Source organism: Cuneatibacter caecimuris (assembly GCF_004216775.1).
Classification (GTDB): domain Bacteria; phylum Bacillota; class Clostridia; order Lachnospirales; family Lachnospiraceae; genus Cuneatibacter; species Cuneatibacter caecimuris.
Genome location: NZ_SGXF01000001.1, coordinates 427,636 through 447,314, shown reverse-complemented (window position 1 = coordinate 447,314; position 19,679 = coordinate 427,636). Strand labels below are relative to the sequence as shown.

Genomic DNA, 19,679 nt, shown 5'->3' with positions numbered 1-19,679 from the left:
TAAAATCTTAGTGAAAACGCTACATTTCTTAAAGTTTTATGCGATAAAATAGACTCAGTTAAGAAAGGAGCGAATATTATGCCAGATAAAATCATGATCGTAGATGATGAACAGGAAATTGCGGACTTGGTAGCCCTTTATCTTGAAAATGAGAATTTTATCGTATATAAATGCTACAGCGCTGCTGCGGCTTTGGAATGTATTCAGAATGAGAAACTGGATCTGGCGCTGCTGGACGTGATGCTGCCGGGAATGAGCGGCCTCCAGCTCTGCCAGAAAATCCGGGAACAGTACTGCTATCCCGTAATCATGCTGACTGCAAAGGGAGAAGAAGTGGATAAAATAACCGGGCTGATGCTGGGGGCTGACGATTATATCACAAAACCTTTTCTGCCGTTGGAGCTGGTGGCGAGAGTGAAGGCGCAGCTGAGGCGATATAAAAGGTACAATACGGGAGCTGGTACAGAGGAGGATGTGATCGTCCACGCGGGACTGACCCTGGATATCAGAACCCATGAATGTACGCTGAATGAAAAGCCGCTGAACCTGACTCCCACTGAATTTTCCATCCTCACGATTCTTTGCCAGCAGAAAGGCAGGGTGGTCAGTTCCGAAGAGCTGTTCCATCAGATCTGGGGAGACGAATATTTCAGCAAAAGCAACAATACCATTACAGTACATATCCGCCATCTGAGAGAAAAAATGGGAGATTCATTTGAAGAGCCCAAATATATCAAGACTGTCTGGGGGTGCGGATACAAAATTGAAAATTAATGTCAAACATCTGATAAAAGCAGCCCGGGTGATTGCCGCCTGCGCGCTGGGCATCGCATTATGCTTTGGCCTCTACTATCTGTTTGATTATGTCTGGAATGGTTCGTTTCTGGACTGGTTTGATAAGTATTTTATGGTCACCCATAATCCTGACTACAGCGGACAGGGAACGAAGATTATCGTCCGGGAACCGGCCTGGTATAAGGTAAAAATCCTTTTGCTGACGGTATTGTGCGTAAATATTGTTGCCTGGCTGCTGATTGTATTTACCGCCTCTTTTGTTTCTTCGAAAGCCAGAATGAAAAAGACAATAACTGCCGCCAGCGGTATGGTGCACCGCTATATGTCAGGTGAGACCGAAGCTGCGGAGGTATTTCCAAAAGAGTATGCTGAATTGTCTGCGGAGCTGGCGGAAGTGAAGTCCACCATGCAGCGCCACGAGCAGATTATGAAAGAAGAGACAGCCAGGAAAAATGACTTGATCGCTTATCTGGCTCACGACCTGAAGACGCCCCTCACATCTGTCATCGGATATCTGAGCCTAATGGATGAAGCGCCGGACATGCCTGCGGCCCAAAAAACAAAGTACATGAAAATTACGCTGGACAAGGCCCTGCGTCTGGAAAAGCTCATCAACGAGTTTTTTGATATTACCAGATATAATCTCCAGCAGATTGATTTGGAAAAAGAACAGATTGATCTGTATTATATGCTGGTACAGATGACAGATGAATTTTACCCCCTTCTGCAGGATCATGGCAACGAGGTGGTGCTGGAGTCTGCGGAGGATTTGAAATTATGGGGAGACCCGGCTAAACTTGCCAGGGTATTTAATAATATTTTGAAAAACGCCATTGCATACAGCGAGCCGGACACCGCCATTGTGGTGCGGGCAGAAAGTGCCGGCCAGGACATAGGGATCTCATTCAGCAATGCGGGAAAAACGATTCCGGAACAGAAGCTGAACGCAATTTTTGATAAGTTCTTCCGGCTGGATGAAGCCAGGGCCACCAATACAGGAGGCGCAGGCCTGGGTCTGGCGATTGCAAAAGAAATTGTGACTCTCCACGGAGGAACGATTACGGCAGAGAGCAGAGAAGGGATCACAACCTTTCAAGTGACCCTTCCGGCGGGCCAGGTACAATGAAGATTTAAAATTCCTTAGCTGTTTCTTAGGAATTTCACAACAGAATATTAAAGCGCGGACAGCCTCTGTTTAGTAGAATATCAAACAGAGGCTGTCCATTTTCCTTTTCTGGGAAAGGGCTGCTATGAAATGAAGGGAGGAAGCAAAATAATGGGAAGGAAAATTGCAGTGCTTTTTGGAGGCAATTCAACTGAGTATGGCGTCTCTCTGCAATCCGCCGCTTCAGTGATCCAATGCATAAATACAGAACAATATGATCTGTTTCTGATCGGAATAGACAGGGAAACAGGACAATGGTACTGGTATCAGGGAGAAACGGAATGGATTTCGGAGGACTGCTGGAAGCAGAAAGGAGTGTGCCTGCCGGTATATCCATGTACAGATAAATCTCTGCATGGCCTGTGCTGTATGGAAAAGGGCAGAGTTAATATTCTATCCCTGGATGCGGCCTTTCCTGTGCTGCATGGAAAAAATGGAGAGGACGGGACTGTACAGGGGGTCCTGGAACTGGCGGGAATACCGGTGATCGGCTGCGGGCTGCTCTCTTCAGCTCTCTGCATGGACAAGGAAGCGGCCCACCGCATTGCGGCAGCTGAAGGGATCAGAACTGCCAGGTCGGTGACGCTGAAAAAAGGATACAGCCTGCAAAGAGCCATGGAAGCAGCAGGAATGCTGGGCTATCCGCTGTTTGTGAAGCCGGTGCGTTCCGGATCCTCTTTTGGGATCGCAAAGGTTTCAGAGGAAATGGGCCTGCATCAGGCGATAGAAAATGCTTTCCGCCATGATTCGGCTGTAATGCTGGAAGAGATGATCGAGGGCTTTGAAGTGGGCTGCGCGGTTCTGGGTACGGATACTCTGTTTACCGGCGCGGTTGATGAGATAGAACTGTCCGACGGTTTCTTTGATTATACGGAGAAATATACGCTGAAATCTTCCAGGATCCATGTCCCGGCGCGGATTCCGGCAAAAAAAGCAGAGGAGATCAAACGCACGGCCCTGCGGCTCTACCGCCTGCTGGGCTGCCGGTGCTTTGCGCGGGTGGACATGTTTTTAACACAATCAGGAGAGATTTACTTTAATGAGGTGAATACCATCCCCGGTTTTACCGCGCACAGCCGCTTTCCCAATATGCTGGAAGCGGCCGGGCTGTCTTTGGAAGAGAGCGTAAGCCGCCTGCTGGAAATGGAATGATGACCATGATGGAAATTCATGGACAAAAAGCCGCTTCAGATGTAGAAAATTATGGAGGAATTGATAACTTCCGTCTGGCAGCCGCGTTTCTTGTGGTTGCCATTCATACCGGTCCGTTCACCTGCTGGAGTAAACCGGCGGATTATTTATTCAGCTGCTGCCTGGGAAGGATCGCTGTCCCCTTTTTTCTGATGACAACAGGATATTTTGTCCTGGCGCCCTGTGTTTTCAGCGGGTTCCGTCAGAAAGCCCGCCTGCGCCGGTTCCTGCGGAAAAGTTTGCTGCTGTACCTGGCGGCCTCTCTTTGTTATCTTCCTGTCAGCATCTATGCTGGAAATTTTCCTTCTGGGGCGGGAGAATTCCTGAAAAATATTTTCTTTGACGGCACGTTTTACCATCTCTGGTATTTTCCGGCTGTGGCCGCAGGCAGCGTTCTGCTCCTGCTGCTTCTCCGGAAATCAATAAAAGGAGCTGTTATATATTGCGGAGCCGCTTATATAGTGGGGCTGTTGGGAGACAGTTATTACGGACTTGCAGAAAAAATCCCTGCCCTGAAAACGGTATATGAAGGAATTTTTACAGTCAGCAGCTATACGAGAAATGGAATATTCTATGCCCCTTTGTTTTTGTTTATGGGTGTTGCGGCGGCCGTGCCGGAGTTCCGCTGTTCAAAGATATGTTGCAGGGCAGGGGCGGCGATTTCTTTACTTTTGATGCTGATAGAAGGCCTGCTGACTTATTATCTGGGAATTCAGCGGCATAACAGCATGTACCTGTTCCTGGTCCCGTTTCTGTATTTTTTCTATCAGATATTGCTTGAGTCGAAACAGAAAGCGCCTGGCTGGCTGCGAAACGGGTCCATGCTGGTCTATCTCATTCATCCCATGGCGCTGATCCTGCTGCGGGGCCTGGCGAAAGCTGCGGGCCTTGCCTGGCTGTTGGTGGAAAATACGCTGATCCAGTATTTGACTGTGTGTCTGCTGTCACTGTCCGGAGCATGGATCCTGCAGATTTTTTGGGAAAAGAGGAAAATAGTATGTATGAAAAAGGAAGGGCATGGATTGAACTGAGCCGGAACAGGCTGGCACATAATGTGGAAGAAATTCAAAAGATTCTTCCTGCCCGGTGCAGGCTGATGCCTGCGCTGAAAGCAAACGCCTATGGGCATGGAGCGGTGCAGATCGGACTGCTGCTGCAGAATCTGGGCATCAGGGACTGCTGCGTGGCTTCGGCGGAAGAAGGGATTCAGCTGCGCCGCGCAGGGTTTTCCGGACAGATTCTGGTCTTGGGGTACACCCACCCGGAGCTGTTCCCGGAACTGTGCAGGAACCGGCTTACCCAGACTGTAGTAGATTTCCCGTATGCCTGCCGGCTCAGCCGGTATGGAAAACCAGTGAAGGTCCATGTGGGAATTGATACAGGAATGCGGCGATTGGGTGAACGCAGTGAAGATATAGAAAATATTTTAAAGATATGGAGTCTGGACCATTTGGAAATTACAGGGGTGTTTTCCCACCTCTGTGCGGCGGACGGGCGTACAGAAGCCGAAAAGGCATTTACCTGCAGGCAGATTCAAAGATTCTGCGGTGTAATCCAAACACTCAGAAGCAATGGAATCCATCATTTTGAGACACATCTGCAGGGAAGCTACGGTTTGCTGAATTATCCGGATCTGCAATTTGATTATGCCAGGGTGGGAATTGCTCTTTACGGGACGTTTAGCTCCCCGGAGGACCGTACGGCTGTGCAGCCGGATTTGCGGCCTGTACTGTCGCTGAAATCCAGATTAGAGTGCGTAAAGCATCTGCATCCGGGAGAGCCCGCGGGCTATGGCCTGGCATATACGGCTCCGGAGGAAATGCGGATTGCGGCTGTTTCCATTGGCTATGGGGACGGAATTCCCCGCAGCCTGTCAGGGAAAGGCGCAGTGCTGGTGAGAGGCGTAAGAGCGCCGGTGGTTGGGAGAGTGTGTATGGACCAGCTGCTAATTGATGTCTCCTGTGCGCCCGGAGCAGCGGCAGGAGACGAGGCAGTGCTGATCGGAAGCTCCGGCAGCGAAGAAATCACTGCCGCAGAGATGGCGGCGGATGCAGGCACTATTTCCAATGAAATATTGAGCCGGCTGGGAAGCCGGCCGGAAAGAGTTCTGACAGAATAGTCTTCCGGCTGAGGCTTGTGTTTATCAGAATTTATGATAAAATAGAAGAATCAGTTTTTCGGCGTGAATAAGCGCTGTCAGGAGGAGAAATGAGAGATGTCAGAAAAAATTAATGATCTGCGTTCTGCGATAAAGCGGCTGGAGGAGATGCCGGGACAGCTGACCCGGACGGATGTGGAGGTGGACCCCAGGGCAGAGCTTTCAGGCGTTTACCGCTATGTCGGCGCAGGCGGAACAGTGATGCGGCCGACAAAAGAGGGCCCGGCCATGATATTTAATCATGTGAAGGGGCATCCCGGCGCCAGAGTGATGATCGGACTGCTGGCCAGCAGGAAGAGAGTGGCAGCGCTTCTGGACTGCGCGCCGGAGGAGCTGGGCAAAAAGCTGTACAGGAGCGTGGACAAGCCGGTGCCTCCGGTGCTGACCCAGGGAGCTGCCCTTTGCCAGCAGGTGGTGCACAGGGCCGAAGATGCGGATTTTGACCTGAATAAACTGGTGCCTGCGCCCACCAATACGCCGGATGACGCAGGGCCTTATATTACATTGGGGATGTGCTATGCCACTCATCCGGATACAGGGCTTTCCGATGTGACTATCCACAGGCTCTGCATACAGGGGAAAGATGAATTGTCAATTTTCTTTACTCCGGGAGCCAGGCATATCGGCGCTATGGCAGAACGGGCAGAGGAACTGGGGCGGACGCTTCCCATTTCCATCAGCATCGGCGTGGACCCGGCGATTGAGATCGGTTCCTGCTTTGAGCCTCCTACAACGCCTTTGGGTTATGATGAGCTGGCTGTAGCCGGAGCGCTGCGGGGAGAACCGGTTGAACTGTGCCAATGTCTGACTGTAAACGAGCGGGCCATCGCCAATGCAGAATATGTGATTGAAGGTGAAATCCTGCCCGGCGTCCGGGTAAAAGAGGATCAGAACAGCCATACAGGCTATGCAATGCCGGAGTTTCCCGGCTACACCGGGCCGGCTAGCGACCAATGCCGTCTGATCAAAGTAAAAGCAGTCACCCACCGGGAAAATCCCATTATGCAGACGTGCATCGGCCCCAGTGAGGAGCATGTGTCCATGGCGGGAATCCCCACGGAAGCCAGCATATATGGGATGGTGGAAAAGGCCATGCCAGGGAGGCTGAAAAACGTGTACTGCGCTTCCGCGGGAGGCGGAAAATATATGGCTGTGCTGCAGTTTCAAAAGCTGTCCGCCAGTGATGAAGGGAGGCAGAGACAGGCGGCGCTGCTGGCATTTTCTGCTTTCAGTGAATTAAAACATATCTTTCTGGTGGACGAGGATGTGGATTGCTTTGATATGAATGATGTGCTTTGGGCCATGAATACCAGGTTCCAGGGAGATCAGGATATTATAACCATACCCGGTGTCCGCTGCCATCCTCTGGACCCGTCCAATGACCCGGTTTATTCCGCTTCAATCAGGGACAGAGGCATAGCCTGCAAGACGGTGTTTGACTGCACCGTCCCCTTTGCACTGAAAGACAGATTCCGTCGGGCGCGTTTCATGGAAACTGATCCGGAACGTTGGATGAACTGAGGAGATATGCTTTGGATAAACAGAAAATTATTGTAGGCGCCACCGGAGCCAGCGGCATGCCCATCCTGGTAAGGTGCCTGGAGCTGATCAGGCAGAATGGTAAGTATGAGTCCTGCCTGGTGATGAGCCGCAGCGCCAGGCTGACCCTGGAGCAGGAGACTGGCCTGCGCGCGGAGGAGATCTATCCTCTGGCGGATAAGGTGCTGCAGGAAGATCAGACCGGGGCGGGTCCGGCCAGCGGCACCTTTCCTACAAAAGGTATGTTAATTGTGCCCTGCAGCATGAAAACCCTGGCCGGAATTCATTCCGGCTATGGGGAGAATCTGATCCAGCGGGCAGCGGATGTGACCATGAAAGAGCAGCGCACGTTGGTGCTGGCTGTCAGGGAAACGCCTCTGAGTCCCATCCATCTGCGCAACATGCAGGAACTGTCCATGATTCCGGGCGTGCATATTGTCCCGCCGATGATGACATTTTACCATAAGCCCAAGACCATAGAGGAGATGACAGACCATATCGCGGCAAAGCTGCTGGAGCATTTCGGAATAGAGGCAGAGGGGTATCGAAGATGGCAGGGGATATGATTTTTGAAAGAGAATTGTCTTTTTCCAGGCTGACGGTCCGCCTGGAAAGGCTGGGCGGTGATTGGGCCGTTTTATTGTCCGGCGGCCACAGTCCGCATATTGGCTGCACGGTGCTTGCAGTTCCGCGCCCTTCCCTGACAGGAGACGGCAGCCTCAGCGTTACTTCTTCTGTGCTCAATGTGACGGGGCATAAGGATGAACGTCTCTGCCGTTTTCTGGCGGAGACAGTCTGCAGAAAGAAGAACGCGGTGACAGTGTGCTGCGGAGGATTTCATGAGGATGGGATCACAGAGGCGCAGATCAGAGAAGTGATAATGGCGGTGGAAGAAATCGGGGGGTCTGTATGATTTCCTCCGCCGCTGGCTGGCAGAAACGGCTAGCATGATGACAGGAGGGTTTCGGGATGAAGCAAAATAAATATGATGATGAGGCATTTTTCCAAAAATACGGGCAGATGGCCCGTTCCAGGCAGGGGCTGGAAGGCGCGGGGGAATGGTCGGAACTGCAGAAGGTCCTGCCTGATTTTGCCGGAAAGCGGGTTCTGGATCTGGGATGCGGTTATGGATGGCATTGCAGATATGCTGCTGAGAACGGAGCAGAAGAGGTGCAGGGCGTTGATCTCTCTGAAAAGATGCTGGAGGCCGCTGCAGAGAAAAACAGCTGTCAGAATGTCACTTACCTCAGGGCTGCAATGGAGGATCTGGATTTTCCGGAAAGCTCCTTTGATATTGTGCTCAGTTCGCTGGCGTTTCACTATATAAGGGATTTTAAAGGGCTGGCAGAGAAAATCAGCAGTTGGATAACGCCGGGAGGATGGTTTGTTTTTTCTGTGGAACACCCTGTTTTTACCGCATATGGGACTCAGGACTGGTTTTATGACGACCAGGGCGGGATTCTGCATTTTCTGGTAGACAACTATTATTATGAAGGAGAACGGGACGCGGTTTTTTTGGGAGAACATGTGGTGAAGTACCACAGGACCCTTACTACTTATTTAAATACATTGCTCTTAAATGGATTTGACCTGAAGAATGTTGTGGAGCCGCAGCCGCCGGAACAGATGATGCACCTTCCGGGGATGCGGGACGAGATGAGACGTCCCATGATGCTGATTGTGGCGGCGCAGAAGAGAGGTAAAAAATGAATTGGAGTGAACAGTATACAGCAGACCTGAAGCCGGATTTCAGCGCAATCAGTTCTTATGTGGAAAGCCCCTGGTGGGACGGGCTGTGCGGTTTTGTGGAAAAGACCTACGGGGTTCAGCCCGCGGTAGAATACAGCAGATGTTCCGAAGCGCCGGGGTGGAATGTGAAGTATAAAAAGAGCGGCAGGGCGCTGTGCACGCTGTACCCGGAAAAAGGCTCCTTCACCTGTCTGGTATGCGTGGGAAGGAAAGAGGCAGAGGCGGCGGAGCTGCAGATGGCGTCTTTTCACCCCAGAATCCGGGAATTGTACCAGGCCACCAGGCTGTTCAATGGTTCCCGGTGGCTGATGATCCCGGTGGACTCGGAGGAGATGATGAAGAATACCGAAGACCTGATCCTGCTCAGGATGCGTCCGCCTGTCCGGAAATAATTTTGGGACTATTTCCGGGAGGAACGGCTGCGTTCATAAAAAAACATGTACTGCTGCATCACCCCTGCGTAACCCTGATAGCGGGAGAAACACTCCCGGACCAGGGTTTCATAGAATCTGGCGGCGGGTACTTTTTTTGCAGCCCTGCAGCCGGGAGCATATTCCCGCAGCAGTATTTTTTTGATCCAGGTATCCACAGGAAAAGCGCTGATGTGGTGAAGCCCATACAGACAGATGCAGCTGGCTACTTTTTCCCCAATGCCGGAAAACTGCATCAGGTATTCCATAGCTTCCGTATGATTCAGAGTGTGCAGATACTGCAGATTCAGCTTTCCGGAACAGGCGTCCGTACAGATGCTTTTAATATATTTGGCTCTGTAACCCAGTTTCAGTTCCAGCAGATCATCCAGAGAAGCGAGATTCAGCTGCTCCGGGGAAGGAAAAGAGAAAAATCCCGCGCTTTCAGGCTGGTTCTCCTGTGCCAGCGGCGAGCCGTATCTGCGGCATAATGTTTCTATAAGGCTGCGGATCGCCGGAATGGTTTTTTGCTGGGAAATGATAAATGTGATGATCATCTCCCAGGGGTCCTGACGAAGTATGCGGATTCCGCTGCCAAAATCAGCCGCTGCAAGGAGGTAGGCGTCTTTGGGATCAATGGAATCAATGAAGGCGGTATAATCTGTATCCAGGTCAAAATAATTATTCCAGAAAGGCATATCATCATCTGGACAGAAGAAATGAAAACACTGGCCTATCTGGGCAAGCTTCAGAAATCTGCAGCCGCTGACTGCTGTGTATACGCCTGTTTCTGTGGCAGGCAGCATGCGGAAGCACTGTCCGGACGAGGCGGTCTGGGATAAATCAAAATTTTTTATCATTAGTTCTGCCATGGGATATCATTCCTTATCTTATCAAATGCGATTACCGGGGGCTGGTGTTCCGGATGGGGGCCGATATGTTTTTCCATCCAGACCATGTTATACCAGCGCCCGAATTTGTAACCGCATTGATGGAATTCCCCTACAAAGCGGTAGCCCATATGGAAATGGAACGCTGCGCTGCTTTTGGTGAGAAATTCATCCTCTGCTGGCGGATAAGCGATGCAGGCGCAGACATTCAGGATGTTCTGGGCGGAGAGAATCTTTTCCAGGGCCTGGTATAATTTTTTTCCGATGCCCATCCCTTTTTGGGATTCATCAACATAAATCGAGGTTTCCGCAGTCCAGTCATAGGCGGGCCGCTGCTGGAAAGGCCCTGCATAGGCATATCCGACGATTTCCTTTCCGCAGCAGGCGGCAATATACGGATATTTTTCCAGCGTCCGGCTGATGCGGTTTGCGAATTCCTGCACTGAGGGCGCCTCATACTCAAAGGTGACCGCGGTCTTTATAACATATGGGGCATAAATGCGAAGCAAATCTTCTGCGTCCAGGACTGAAACAGCCCGGATCTTTATGTCTGTATGATCCATGGGACGGACCTCCTGCCAGTTTTATCCTACCTTTTCCGCATTGGATATAAACAATCCGGTTCAGAAAAGTTTAGCATAAAGCGGGCGGGAGGTCTACTGTTTTCAGAACAAAATTTCAAACAGACCGAGGCCGATCATCAGTATATCTGCCAGCGGTTCGGCGTATTTCCCCACCAGGCTTGCCAGCCGGGAACGCCCCAGCAGGTTGCCCAGATACAGGAGAACCAGGCTGGCAAAAAGGGAACAGAATGCTGTGGAGATCACCGGGAGGCCGGACATGCTGGCGCCGATGCCCAGCCCCACATTGTTGACTGCCAGGGCTGCTCCCAGCAGGAGGGTTTCCCGAATCCGGAGGGAAGGGAGGGATTCTTCCTCCACTTCATCACCGTTCCGGTGTATCAATAACCGGATCAGGCCAAAGGCGCCGATAAAAATAATGATGGCCCCGCCCAGAAATCCGGCAAAACCTTCCGGGACGGCCAGCAGAATGCTCCTGCCGAAAATCATGGATACCAGTGTTCCTGAAAAACAAATCAGGCCTACCAGAAGATTGGAAAGCCAGAGAATCCGGATTTTTTTTATTCCGTAAGCCATGCCTGCTACCAGGCTGTCGGCATTTGAAGACAAAGCAAATATCAGTGAAGCCAGCAAATGTGGCTGCATAAAAACACTTCCTTTCAGCATTTCAAAGAAAAAACCACCTTAATTTATCATATTTTCCCAGCTTGTTTTGGTACCAGTTTTCTGCATAATTTTTACAGGCAGGCAGATAATAAACCTGAAAAACACTGGATTGTGTCAAATATTACCTGGAGGGAGAACATGGAAAGAAAAACAGAACTTCCCTGTGTAAATGAAGAAGGCTATTATGAAATCAGGCTGGAAAGCATCGGCGGGCTGGGCGCCAATCTGTGCGGAAAGCTTTTAGGAGAGCTGGGCGCCACTTATCTGGGGCTGAATGCCGCCAGCTTTTCCAGCTATGGATCTGAAAAAAGAGGGAGCCCGGTCAAGGCTTTTATCCGCTGGTGCCCGCCGGAACAGGAGATCAGAATCAGCAGCCCCATAGAAAGGCCTCATATACTGGGGATTTTTCACGAAGCGCTGGCGGGGAAATTTTCCATCACAGCCGGAGCGGAGGAAAGCACAAAGGTCGTGGTCAATTCCCCGGACAGTCCGGAGCAGGTGCGGGACAGGCTGAAGCTGTACGGAGGAAAAATTTACGCGGTGGATGCGCTGAAGATTGCGATGGAAAGTAAAAGCAGAATCAATATGGTAATGCTGGGCGCGATTGCAAAGGCGTCAGGTTTTATCCCGTTGGAGCAGGTTTACCGGATGGTGAAAGATACTGTGGGTAAAAAATATCCGGCTTTGCTGGAGCGGAATCTGGAAGGTGTGAAGAGGGGTTATGAAACCGCAAAAGAGGCGGATTTTCAGCCGGACGGAAAATATGAAAAGATACCGTATCAAGAGCCGCAAAATCAGTGGGGCTATGAAAACGCACCTTTGGGCGGCGTCAATCCCCGCTTCGGCAGCACGGTTTCTAATGACCTCTCCCCTTCCAGAGAAGGCTATATCCCTCTGTTCATTCAGGACAGGTGCATCAACTGCGGGCTCTGCGATTCCACATGCCCGGATATGGTATTCCAGTTCCGAAAAGGAATCTATAAAGGAAAGGAAGCCATGGTGAATACGGGGCTGGATTATTATCACTGCAAGGGATGTCTGCGCTGTGTGGATGTCTGCCCGGTTAATGCGCTGGTCCAGGGAGAGGAACGGGAGCATCCGGAAAAGGAATGGTTCGTGAGGAATAAGGATCTGATCGTGGACAAGATGGAATACGAGGATGCCGGAGCAAATCCCTGGGTGACAGGAGAATCCTATCTGGAAGAGCGGAGAATTGATGGAGGGCTGGTTTGATGGAGAAACAGAAACTGTTGTTTGAAAGCGGAAATGAGCTGGCTGCCTATGCTGCCCGGCAGATCAATTATCATGTAATGGGTTACTATCCCATTACGCCTTCCACGCAGATTGCGGAATTTCTGGATCTGATGAAGGCGGAAGGGGAGCATGACATCTCGCTGATCGCGGCGGAAGGGGAACACAGCGCGGCAGGGATCTGCTATGGAGCTTCTGCAGCAGGAGCCAGAGTATTCAATGCCACCAGCGCCAACGGCCTGCTCTATGCGCTGGAAGAATTTCCGGTGCAGTCAGGGACCAGATTTCCCATGGTTCTGAACCTGGCCTGCCGTACGGTATCCGGGCCGCTGTCCATCAAGGGTGATCACAGCGATGTGATGTACACGCTGAATACCGGCTGGATCATTTTATTTGCAGACACCCCTCAGGCAGTCTATGATATGAACCTCTGCGCCCTGAAAATTGCGGAAGGGGTGCGCCTGCCCGTAATTGTGGCCTTCGACGGATTTTTTACCAGCCATCAGAAAAAGAACTGCCAGGTATTTGAAAATGATCAGACGGTTCAGAACTTTATCGGCAGTTATGATGCGGATTATTCTGTTCTGGACTTGGAAAATCCGGTGTCCATCGGGTCCTATATGAATGAACCGGACATTCTGAACAATAAGTACCAGCTCCATCTCGCGATGGAAGCAGCGCGGGAAAAGATTCCGGCTGTTTTCAGAGAATATGGGGAGATTTCCGGCAGGGAGTATCAGCTGGCTGAAGGCTACCGTTGTGAGGAAGCCCAGGTCCTGCTGTTTTTGCTGGGATCTTCCTTCCAGACCGCTAAAATTGCAGCGGACAGGATGCGGGAAAACGGAATCCGGGCAGGGGTGGTAACGCTGCACGCGCTGAGGCCGTTTCCTGCGGAGGAATTGTACGATCTCTGCAAAGGGGCGGAGACAATACTGGTGGGGGACCGGCAGGACAGCTATGGCGCGGGCGGGGGAAATATGACCCTGGAGCTGAAGGCAGCGCTGCAGAGCAGGGGATGCTGCGCGAAAATATTAACCCGTATCTACGGCCTGGGCGGCAGGGATTTTTATGTGAAAGATGCATTGGAGATGTTTGAAGCCTGTCTGGACTCCGGTTCTAAGACCTTTGACTATATGGGAATTTATCCGGGCCAGAAAGACCTGGAGATCACCCAGTACTTTAACCCCATTACGGAGGAAGACGCAACCCCCGGATATATTCAATGTGATAGGGACGAAGAGACCGGCAGGATAAAAGTGAGCGGCGGCAGAGTCAGTGACAGCACAGCCATGCCAAAGCGGCTTGCTCCTGGCCATGGAGCATGTCCTGGCTGCGGAATTCCGGTGAATGTGAACCTGCTGCTTAAGGGAATCCAGGGAAATGTGGTGCTCCTGTTCCAGACCGGCTGCGGCATGGTCGTGACCACCTCTTATCCGAAAACTGCGTTTAAGGTTCCGTATCTTCATAATCTCTTTCAGAACGGGGCAGCAACGCTGGCAGGCGTGGCGGAGGCGTTTCACCAGAAACGAAGGCGGGGAGAAATACCTGATGAAGAAATTACCTTCGTTATGGTCAGCGGGGACGGCGGAATGGATATCGGGATGGGCTCAGCTCTTGGAACAGCCCTTCGCAATGACAAACTGATTATTTTTGAATATGACAACGGCGGCTATATGAATACTGGCTATCAGCTGTCCTACTCCACGCCCAAGGGGGCGAAAAGCTCTACCTCCCACCTGGGAAAAGAACAGTACGGAAAGACCTTTTTTCATAAAGATATGCCCATGATTATGGCAGCATCCAATATTCCTTATGTGGCTACAGTGGCGGAATCCAATCCTGCAGATTTTCTGAAAAAAGCAGCAAAGGCAGGGCAGTACGCCTCAAAATATGGGACTGCCTATATCAAAGCACTTTCAGCCTGTCCGCTGAACTGGGGCGACAAACCCAATACAGAGCGCAGAGTGATCGGCGCGGCGGTGGACAGCTGCTACTTTCCCCTGTTTGAGATTGAGAACGGCGTGACCACGCTGAACTATGATCCGGAAGCACGGAATAAAAAAATACCAGTTTCAGAGTGGTTTCGGATGATGGGGCGGACCAGACATCTGGCAGAGGAGGACTACAGGCAGGTGACGGATAGCATCCAGGAGGAAGTGGACCGGCGCTGGGCACGGCTGAAGGCCAGGGCGGACAGCGAATTATTATAAAATTGATCTGCGCTGCTGCTGAAAGGAAAGGCAATTTTCCCAATCCGCGGCAGCGCATTGTGTTTGATAATTATGCATCTTGCATTTTACTATTAAATGAGATAAAATAATTTTATATAATATATAGAAATGTGCTGTTGGCCGGAAGATGGCTTTACGGCGAATGATGAGGGCACAGATGAAGAAGATCTTGAAAGGCGGCCTGGTCAGCCTGTTTATTTTGCTGCTGCTGTTGGGGACGCTGATGATACATACAATTCTGCAGGCGCAGTCTTACGGGAAGCTGATCAATTATGTAGGAATTGTCCGGGGAGGCACACAGCGCCTGGTAAAGCTGGAGATGAACGGATGGAAATCAGATCATTTGGTGGTATATCTGGACGGAATATTGGAAGAGCTGAACGGAAAGGCCGGCCCCTATGACCTTCTGCTGCCCCGAGACCAGGACTATCAGGACAATCTGGTCAGACTGAATGAAATGTGGGGTGATCTTAAAGACTCCATCTACCAGTACCGGTCCGGACAGATAGAGGAAGAGAGACTGCTGCTGTTGAGCGAGGATTATTTTGAACAGGCCAATAATACGGTTTTTGCCGCGGACAACTATGCTGCCGGCCGTTTTCGCACGCTGCTGATTCTCTGCATCGTTATGCTTGGGATCATGCTGGCCACCTGGATCTTTATTTTTTGGGCGGCTTCAAAGAAGATGCTGCTGTTGGAAAAGACCAATAAAGCTTTGAACGAGCTGACAAGGAGGGATCCTTTGACCGGCGCTTATCAGGCGGAGGATTTTAAAAGAGAAGCCCAGAGGCTGCTGGATATGTATCCGGGGAATCAATATGCAGTTGTTTATACGGATTTTTCTGATTTTAAATATATGAATGACGTGTTTGGCTATACGTATGGGGACAGGATCCTTAAGGAGTATGGCTGTGTGCTGCTGAAAGGGCTGCAGGACCAGGAAATCTGCGGCAGAATATTTGCGGATCAGTTTGTCCTTCTTTTGCGCTATAACAGGCGGGAAGAAATCGTCAGAAGACAGCGCCAGGCGGATGATACAATCACTGAGTTTATGCGGGAATCTGACGGGAGGCAGTCCATTTCCTCCTGCTGCGGCATTTGCTGCGTGGAGGATGTGCTGGAAGATTTGAAGATTGAAGGCCTGCTGGATCGTGCAAATTTTGCCAGAAAGACAGTGAAAAATGGTTCCAACCCTAATTATGTGTTTTATAATGACAGCATCCGGAAGGGGCTTTGGGAGGAAAAAGGCATAGAGAGCAAGATGGCGGATGCATTGAAGAATCATGAGTTTGTAGTGTATTATCAGCCAAAGGTCAATCCGGAATCTGGCAGGGCAGCGGGGGCGGAAGCTCTGGTGCGGTGGAGAATGAAGGATGGTACGGTGATCCCTCCTGATAAATTCATCCCGGTTTTTGAGCAGAAATTCATGATCGGCCAGTTGGACAGATATGTCTATGAAGAAGTCTGCCGGCTTCAGCGTCAGCTGATGGAAGAAGGACTGGAAGCGGTTCCGGTTTCTGTTAACGTTTCCAGACTGCAGTTCTATGATCAGGATTTCATTTCGAAATATGTGGAGATCAGGAAAAAATATGATGTCCCCGCGGATCTGCTGGAGGTTGAATTTACTGAGTCCATTGTGTTTGATAATGAAGAGCTGCTTTTGAAAACGGTGCAGGAACTGAAACAGGCAGGTTTTTCCTGCGCAATAGACGATTTTGGGAAAGGATATTCCTCCTTGAGCCTTCTGAAAACATTGTCTGTGGACGTGCTCAAGATAGACAGCTTTTTCTTTGATAACGGAGATGATGAAGAGAGGGACATGGAGGTGGTCCATGGAATTATCGACTTAGTGCATAAATTCCAGATCCGCACGGTGGCAGAGGGTATTGAAAACATGAAGCAGGTGGAATATCTGAAGCAGATGGGCTGTGATTATATTCAGGGCTATGTGTTTTACCGGCCGATGCCGGAAGATGAATATGCGGAGCTGCTAAGAAAAGAACAGATGCAGAAGGAGGGATCAGGCTATGCCGATAGAGACAAGTGTGAACTTTGAGACCTCGGACAGGCTGGTACAGAAGCTGGTGGATACGGCGGAAAAGAAGTGCTTACAGAATCTGAAAAATTTTTCCGGGAGAACAGTGCTGATTGAAGGCGGAGGTTATGAAAAGATTTGGCTGGAAACACAGCCTATGGGCGGGGAGATGTATGCTAAGAGAAATATAGAGGCAGGGCTGAATAACCAGGTTTTGTTTATGGAATGTCAGAGGGAGGACGGGCGGATGCCTGGGAGCATCGCCCTGATCGCCGGAAAAGTGACGCCGCAGTTCAATAAATTCCAGGGCTTTTGCTTTCCCGCTCACGCCTTAAATATGTATTATCTGGCCGGAAAGGATAAGGATTATCTGGATCTTCTGTATCAAACCCTGGAGAAATTCGACGCATATCTCTGGCGCGTCAGAGACTCAGATGGGGATGGCTGTCTGGAGACCTGGTGTAAATATGATACCGGGGAGGATCACGCTATGCGATACGGCGATGCGCCGGATGCCTGGGAGGAGGAATTTCCGCCTCAGGGCTGCCAGTGGGTTCCTATCGCTTCTATTGATATTATGTCGTTTTCCTATTCTGCCCGGGAAACCCTGGCGGAGATCAGCCGCATTCTTGGAAAAGCAGAGCTGGAGCGCAGCTGGAGGAAACTGGCCGAAGCAGTGCGGGCAAAGGTGATCAGCTATCTCTGGGATGAAAAAAGAGGCGCTTGTTTTGACAGGGACAAAAATCATAAGATGATGCCCACAATGATCCACAATAACCTCAGAGCGATGTATTGGAACTGTTTTACACCCCATATGGCAAGGCGCTTTGTCCGGGAACATCTGCTGAATCCGGAAGAATTCTGGACACCCATGCCGTTACCCTCTGTGGCGGTAAATGATCCGCTGTTCCGTAATGTGACGACAAATAACTGGAGCGGCCAGGCGGAAGCGCTGACTTATCAGAGGGCCATCAGGGCGCTGGAGAATTACGGCTATGAAGCGCTGATTCCTCAGCTGGGAAGAAAGCTTTTTCATGCAATCGGTGAAAAATGTGTTTTTGTTCAGCAGTATGATCCTTTCACGGGCAAGCCTTCTGCAGTATCTTTAGAAGGGGAACAGGATGCGTATGGGCCTGCCATGCTGTCTGTTCTGGAATACGTTTCCAGAATGTTTGGCGTTCACATAGAAAGGGAGGAGATTTACTGGGGAACGGTTGGCGGAAGTGAGAGCATATATGAACAGATATGGGGAGACCGCGTATTCCGTATAGAGAACCACGGTAAGGGCACCGCCGGGTATGTGGACGGCAGAAAAGTGTTTGAGGCTCCGGCAGATATGCGGTTGGTGACGGACCTTTGCGGACGTCTTGTAAAGGCGGTGAGCCTGGTAAAGGGGAAATCCGGGGAAATTAAGGTGTACTGAGTTCTGTGAAATAAGATGTAAGAGGTTACAAAATGGAAACCGTTACGAGGGATTTTTCAGGTGCGAACCGGAAGCGCCCATAAAATCCCTGGGGGATTCGCACCGGGAGGATGTGGTAAATTCACTTTTTCAGGGGAGTATTGAAGGGATACTTTATGGAGAGATAGAATTGATTAGTGATATTGTTAAGTTTTTGGGGGAATGATATGAAAAATGTGAGCATGTTTGCTGTCACCCTTTGCGAGAAGGGTGTGGATTGAAATAGATGATACTGCTGACAAAGCCAGAAGAAATCGGTCACCCTTCGCGAGAAGGGTGTGGATTGAAATATGCTATCAGCGGTGATGCTTTTTAGCATGACAACGTCACCCTTCGCGAGAAGGATATGGATAGTAAGTGAAGGTTATTGTCGATTTTTTGAGAAAACTGAATTACGCTGGGAGAAGGACTGCAGTTTATACAAGTGTATTCGGAGGTTATCAGATGGATGAGAAACTGAAAAAAGTAAAAACTGCAAACGGTTTGGTGATGTATTTGGCTGAACACAGCATGGAAAATGCAGAATATGATCCTGAATCCCGGGAATATATTATGTCCTTGGTTCAAAAGATGGGATTGAGCAAAAGCGTTCTGAGAACTCACTACGATATAAGGAAAAAGTAAGCATGGCAAAAGTAAAATAAGCGCGTAAGCAGGTCTTGGGTATTGTTTTTACGTGATCGCAGACTTAAAACCACACAGATTATCCTTCGCGAGGAGGGTAAGAATTGATATGTCCTTATATGATAACAGTATCTGATCCGGTCCCCGTCATGCTATGAGAAAAAAATGGATTTGAATTGACTTATTTGCAAACCTATGAGCCTCAGAAGTTGCCGCCTTTTATGAGAAGAATTTAGATAGAATAAATGATTTACAGAGCCTGTAGGTAACGTAGATGGTGTTGAAAAATTTTGATGATATGGTAAGAAAGTTTAACACTTCATATAAATTAGTTATTTACCCATAAATACGAATAAACAGGAACATTAAATCATGAAAAACATTTGTCAAAGAAAATGCAAGTATTTTGCTGCTCGATATAGAATAATAGAGTTATAAAGAAGGGAGTGAAATTATGGCACAGATTAGTTAACCCGTTGATGATGGAGCGTAGGGCAGAGCAGACATCAGATGATATTGGTTTGAGTATGTAAGCGGCTGCCAATTTCTTATTAAATAGTTGCCAGAAAGCGGCGTATACCCATTGAATAATCCGCATACCCATTTTATTTCGAATGAAATATAAAGTATCTGGAGAAAAAATAGAGGACTACAAAGTAGGAAGGCTGAATGCAGCCGAGCATAAATTGATAGAGAAATAATACTGCAGATAAGGGTGACACAGTAGGATTTTGATGCATGGGAAGATTATCTGCATAGGCAGGGACAGGACAAAAAGATGCAGAAACGAATAAATTAGCGTGTAAAACAAATATGCCGGAATCTGTTGGATAGGATAGTAAAGCCAGAGCCATTGAAAGGCAACTTGGCTGGGTTTTAAAGCCGACGTGTAGATGAAAAATTTCAAGTTTTTTATGTGGTAGAGAATAAGG

The 19,679-nt window shown here is 49.7% G+C and carries 18 protein-coding genes; 15 read left to right on the top strand and 3 right to left on the bottom strand.

The window, feature by feature from the left end; translation table 11 throughout:
• The first annotated feature begins 78 nt into the window (after positions 1–78).
• The 10 genes from vanR (at position 79) to EV209_RS02085 (ending at position 8,989) form a co-directional block, all read left to right on the top strand.
• A complete protein-coding gene (gene vanR, locus EV209_RS02130; protein ID WP_130432591.1) occupies positions 79–774 on the top strand; it encodes a VanR-ABDEGLN family response regulator transcription factor in 696 nt (231 codons plus the stop codon).
• Complete coding sequence (locus EV209_RS02125; RefSeq protein ID WP_243647472.1) at positions 764–1,921, top strand: sensor histidine kinase; 1,158 nt, start codon at positions 764–766, stop codon at positions 1,919–1,921. The genes vanR and EV209_RS02125 overlap by 11 nt, the downstream gene beginning before the upstream one ends.
• Before the next feature lie 147 nt (positions 1,922–2,068).
• Positions 2,069–3,112 carry a D-alanine--D-serine ligase VanG gene (gene vanG, locus EV209_RS02120; RefSeq protein ID WP_130434123.1) on the top strand — a complete coding sequence of 348 codons (1,044 nt, stop codon included), beginning with the start codon at positions 2,069–2,071 and terminating at the stop codon, positions 3,110–3,112.
• Positions 3,109–4,182, top strand: a complete 1,074-nt coding sequence (locus tag EV209_RS02115; protein ID WP_130432589.1) for an acyltransferase family protein — start codon at positions 3,109–3,111, stop codon at positions 4,180–4,182. The genes vanG and EV209_RS02115 overlap by 4 nt, the downstream gene beginning before the upstream one ends.
• Positions 4,149–5,270, top strand: a complete 1,122-nt coding sequence (gene vanT / locus EV209_RS02110; protein WP_130432587.1) for a serine racemase VanT catalytic subunit — start codon at positions 4,149–4,151, stop codon at positions 5,268–5,270. Before EV209_RS02115 ends, vanT begins: the two co-directional genes overlap by 34 nt.
• A gap of 96 nt (positions 5,271–5,366) precedes the next feature.
• On the top strand, positions 5,367–6,830 hold the full coding sequence (locus EV209_RS02105; protein WP_130432585.1) for a UbiD family decarboxylase: 1,464 nt from the start codon (positions 5,367–5,369) through the stop codon (positions 6,828–6,830).
• An 11-nt stretch (positions 6,831–6,841) separates the two neighbouring features.
• Positions 6,842–7,414 carry a UbiX family flavin prenyltransferase gene (locus tag EV209_RS02100; RefSeq protein ID WP_130432583.1) on the top strand — a complete coding sequence of 191 codons (573 nt, stop codon included), beginning with the start codon at positions 6,842–6,844 and terminating at the stop codon, positions 7,412–7,414.
• Complete coding sequence (gene lpdD / locus EV209_RS02095) at positions 7,399–7,761, top strand: prenylated flavin chaperone LpdD (protein ID WP_130432581.1); 363 nt, start codon at positions 7,399–7,401, stop codon at positions 7,759–7,761. Before EV209_RS02100 ends, lpdD begins: the two co-directional genes overlap by 16 nt.
• A 56-nt stretch (positions 7,762–7,817) precedes the next feature.
• On the top strand, positions 7,818–8,558 hold the full coding sequence (locus EV209_RS02090) for a class I SAM-dependent methyltransferase (RefSeq protein ID WP_130432579.1): 741 nt from the start codon (positions 7,818–7,820) through the stop codon (positions 8,556–8,558).
• Entirely contained in the window at positions 8,555–8,989 is a 435-nt protein-coding gene (locus tag EV209_RS02085) for a DUF3788 domain-containing protein (RefSeq protein ID WP_130432577.1), read from the top strand. The genes EV209_RS02090 and EV209_RS02085 overlap by 4 nt, the downstream gene beginning before the upstream one ends.
• Positions 8,990–8,997: 8 nt before the next feature.
• On the opposite strand, the gene EV209_RS02080 is transcribed toward EV209_RS02085, so the two are convergent.
• The 3 genes from EV209_RS02080 to EV209_RS02070 form a co-directional block, all read right to left on the bottom strand.
• The gene (locus tag EV209_RS02080; protein ID WP_243647471.1) at positions 8,998–9,867 is read right to left on the bottom strand and encodes a DNA-3-methyladenine glycosylase family protein; all 870 of its coding nucleotides are present in this window, start codon (positions 9,865–9,867) and stop codon (positions 8,998–9,000) included.
• The gene (locus EV209_RS02075) at positions 9,867–10,460 is read right to left on the bottom strand and encodes a GNAT family N-acetyltransferase (protein ID WP_130432573.1); all 594 of its coding nucleotides are present in this window, start codon (positions 10,458–10,460) and stop codon (positions 9,867–9,869) included. The genes EV209_RS02080 and EV209_RS02075 overlap by 1 nt, the downstream gene beginning before the upstream one ends.
• Before the next feature lie 102 nt (positions 10,461–10,562).
• On the bottom strand, positions 10,563–11,123 hold the full coding sequence (locus tag EV209_RS02070; protein WP_130432571.1) for an MntP/YtaF family protein: 561 nt from the start codon (positions 11,121–11,123) through the stop codon (positions 10,563–10,565).
• Positions 11,124–11,282: 159 nt separating this feature from the next.
• On the opposite strand from EV209_RS02070, the gene EV209_RS02065 reads away from it, so the two are divergent.
• From EV209_RS02065 to EV209_RS02045, 5 genes are all read left to right on the top strand, one after another.
• A complete protein-coding gene (locus EV209_RS02065; protein ID WP_130432569.1) occupies positions 11,283–12,377 on the top strand; it encodes a 2-oxoacid:acceptor oxidoreductase family protein in 1,095 nt (364 codons plus the stop codon).
• On the top strand, positions 12,377–14,605 hold the full coding sequence (locus EV209_RS02060) for a thiamine pyrophosphate-dependent enzyme (protein WP_130432567.1): 2,229 nt from the start codon (positions 12,377–12,379) through the stop codon (positions 14,603–14,605). Before EV209_RS02065 ends, EV209_RS02060 begins: the two co-directional genes overlap by 1 nt.
• Before the next feature lie 178 nt (positions 14,606–14,783).
• On the top strand, positions 14,784–16,682 hold the full coding sequence (locus EV209_RS02055) for a putative bifunctional diguanylate cyclase/phosphodiesterase (protein WP_130432565.1): 1,899 nt from the start codon (positions 14,784–14,786) through the stop codon (positions 16,680–16,682).
• Entirely contained in the window at positions 16,654–18,084 is a 1,431-nt protein-coding gene (locus EV209_RS02050; RefSeq protein ID WP_130432563.1) for an MGH1-like glycoside hydrolase domain-containing protein, read from the top strand. Before EV209_RS02055 ends, EV209_RS02050 begins: the two co-directional genes overlap by 29 nt.
• 483 nt (positions 18,085–18,567) lie before the next feature.
• Complete coding sequence (locus EV209_RS02045) at positions 18,568–18,747, top strand: hypothetical protein (RefSeq protein WP_130432561.1); 180 nt, start codon at positions 18,568–18,570, stop codon at positions 18,745–18,747.
• Positions 18,748–19,679 lie beyond the last annotated feature (932 nt).